This is a genomic window from Psychrobacter sp. DAB_AL32B (assembly GCF_002224105.1).
Classification (GTDB): domain Bacteria; phylum Pseudomonadota; class Gammaproteobacteria; order Pseudomonadales; family Moraxellaceae; genus Psychrobacter.
Map to the genome: position 1 here is coordinate 1 of NZ_NEXU01000132.1, position 3,068 is coordinate 3,068.

At 48.3% G+C, this 3,068-nt stretch carries 3 protein-coding genes; all 3 read right to left on the bottom strand.

Annotated elements, in window-relative coordinates; genetic code table 11:
• Window positions 1-118: 118 nt before the first annotated feature.
• A complete protein-coding gene (locus tag CAN34_RS13605) occupies window positions 119-1,498 on the bottom strand; it encodes an NAD(P)(+) transhydrogenase (Re/Si-specific) subunit beta (protein WP_174668374.1) in 1,380 nt (459 codons plus the stop codon).
• 14 nt (window positions 1,499-1,512) lie between these two features.
• Window positions 1,513-1,848 carry a proton-translocating transhydrogenase family protein gene (locus CAN34_RS13610; protein ID WP_217320635.1) on the bottom strand — a complete coding sequence of 112 codons (336 nt, stop codon included), beginning with the start codon at window positions 1,846-1,848 and terminating at the stop codon, window positions 1,513-1,515.
• Between the two features lie 115 nt (window positions 1,849-1,963).
• The coding region (locus CAN34_RS13615; protein ID WP_089556097.1) for an NAD(P) transhydrogenase subunit alpha at window positions 1,964-3,068 on the bottom strand (1,105 nt) is incomplete at its 5' end.

Sequence of the window (3,068 nt, forward strand, 5' to 3'; positions counted from 1 at the left end):
TTTTGTATAGGGGTATTGAATATAAAAGCTGGCTACTGTAACGCAAAAAAGCCACCGCAGTGACTTTTTTATTTGGACGCTTCTATTTAAAAATTATATTGAAAACCAATTTCAGAGATTAATGAGCACCATTGATACTACGCACCATCTCTTCGACCATCTTCTTCGCATCGCCAAAGATCATCATGGTTTTGTCCATATAGAATAAACTGTTATCAAGACCTGCATAACCAGTATTCATCGAACGCTTAATCACCATCACCGTTTGCGCTTTAGTCACTTCTAGAATCGGCATCCCAAAGATTGGCGACGACGGATCGTCTTTCGCAGAAGGATTGACCACATCATTTGCCCCAATGACTAACACCACATCGGTACTGGCAAAGTCTGAGTTAATCTCATCCATCTCAAGAATATCATCGTAAGGCACATCGGCTTCCGCCAATAACACGTTCATATGTCCTGGCATACGACCAGCGACCGGATGAATGGCAAAGCGCACATTGACGCCTTCTTCTTTTAACAGCTCATATAACTCTTTGACCGCATTCTGCGCGCGACCTTGTGCCATTCCGTAACCTGGGACAATCACCACACTACTGGCATTAGCCATTAAGAAACCCGCATCTTCTGCTGAACCTGCTTTATAGTTCTTTGGCGCGCCATCATCGCCACCAGCGGCGACCGCTGACGTACCCATACCACCGAACAAGACGTTGAGTAATGAGCGGTTCATGGCTTTACACATGATATAAGACAAGATCGCGCCAGATGAGCCGACGAGCGAACCGGCAATAATCAACATCGAGTTGCCGAGGGTAAAACCAATACCCGCTGCCGCCCAACCTGAGAACGAGTTTAGTAGAGACACAACCACTGGCATATCACCGCCACCGATTGGCGCAATCCACATCCAACCAAAGATCACCGCAATCACTGCCATGGCATAGAAGGCAGGTAATGAATTCGTGACGAAATATATGCCGCCAAAGCCAATCATCGCAATGAAAAGTATTGCTTGTACAGGCTTTACCCAGCCACCAACCAAGGTCTTCGCCCAGCTCTTAGCCGCCAATTTACCAAAAGCAAAGACCGACGCTGAAAAGGTAATCGCACCGATAAAGCAACCGATAAACAATTCAATGCGAGCAACCGTGCCATGCTGTTGTTCAGTATGCAGTACTGTTGCTAAGGCAATCGCGACTGCGGCCAAACCAACAAAGGAATGCATCAAAGCAACTGTTTCTGGCATCTGGGTCATGGCGACTGTCTTCGCTTTCCACATGCCGACGACAGCACCCAACACCATCGCACCGATAATCAACCACAGCACAGGACCTTCTGCTAAGAAGAAGGTGGTTACAACGGCAATGGCCATGGCAACCATACCCAAGCGATTACCACGAATCGCCGTTTTGGGGCTAGATAAACCCCGTAAGGTCAAAACAAAAAGAATGGCACCAATTAAGTAAAACCAGTCCGCATTAGCCGCAATCATATTGGCAAACTCATTCATGCGTCACCTCCAGTAGCGGGTGCTACGACCGCTTTTTTCGCTTTTGGTTTAAACATGGCAAGCATACGCTCGGTCACCGCAAAACCACCAAAAATATTAATACTGGCTAAAAATACCGCAAACGCTCCAAGTAAACTGGTCGGCGTAAATATCGAACCATCAATGGTGACGGTTTGGAGCATCGCCCCGACAATGACAATACTGGATAAAGCATTGGTTACGGCCATCAATGGTGTATGTAGTGCTGGAGTCACGCCCCAAACGACGTAGTATCCAACAAAAATAGCAAGCACAAACACGGTAAAAATCGCTACAAATGGCGTGCTACTCATGGCCGCACCCGCTGGCGCTGCCGCTAAAATAGTGGCAATCATCTTATCCTCCTAAAAATTGTTTCGTTACTGGCAAATGTATAATCATAAGATATTGAGATTTGGGAATTGAGATTTAGCGCTTAGCGAGACGTACTTGGTTGTCATGTGTCACGGCTAATGCGCCTTGAATCTCATCTTCCATGTCTAAGTTGAGTGCCAGTGTGTTTGCTGCAGCGGCGTCTGTCGCAGCAGGCGCAATTAAGGTGGTGATAAAATTGACCAGGTTGTTGGCATACAAGTCTGAAGACTGCGCGGCAAGCATGGATGGAATATTGGCGGCACCGACAATACGTACGCCATTGGCCGTCATAATGGTTTCATCAGGCACACTGCCTTCGACGTTGCCGCCTGTTCCAGCAGCCATATCAATCAATACGGAACCTGCCTTCATTTTGGCAAGGGTTGCTTGGTGTACTAAGCGCGGTGCTTGACGGCCGGGGATTTGTGCCGTGGTGATGACGATATCTGCATTGCTTAAGGCTTTGTCGACGACAGCGGCTTGGTCTTTGACATATTGCTCTGATGGCGTCCACGCATAACCACCTGTAGACTTAGCGGTCTCAGCTTCCTCGGCACTCATTGGTACATCAAGCCATTTACCACCCAATGACTCTACTTGTTCACGAGCGGTTGGACGTAGATCGCTTGCTTCAACGACAGCGCCTAAGCGCTTAGCCGTGGCAATCGCTTGTAGACCTGCAACGCCGACACCTAAGATAACTACTTTGGCAGGCTTAACCGTACCGGCTGAGGTCATAAACATGGGGAAAGGACGTGAGTATTCATTGGCCGCTAGCAATACCGCTTTGTAACCGGCAAGGTTGGCTTGCGATGACAAGACATCCATATTCTGCGCCCGCGATAAGGTACGTGGCAATAACTCCATGGCAAAGGCGGTAGCCCCTTTGGCAGCATAGGTATCAAGTTGGGTATTGCGATATGGGTCGAGCATGCCAACGACGATTTGACCAGAGGTTAAGTGGTCGGTTACCGCTGGTGGTAGATCATTGACGGTGGTAATGATTTGAGACTGGCTGACGACGTCAATGCTGCTATTGGCAATGTCAGCTCCAGCCGCTTGATACAGCTCATCGGCATAATATGCTGCTTGACCCGCACCTGACTGGATGACAACCTCAAACCCAAGTTTGCGTAACTTTTTTACTGCGTCTGGGGTT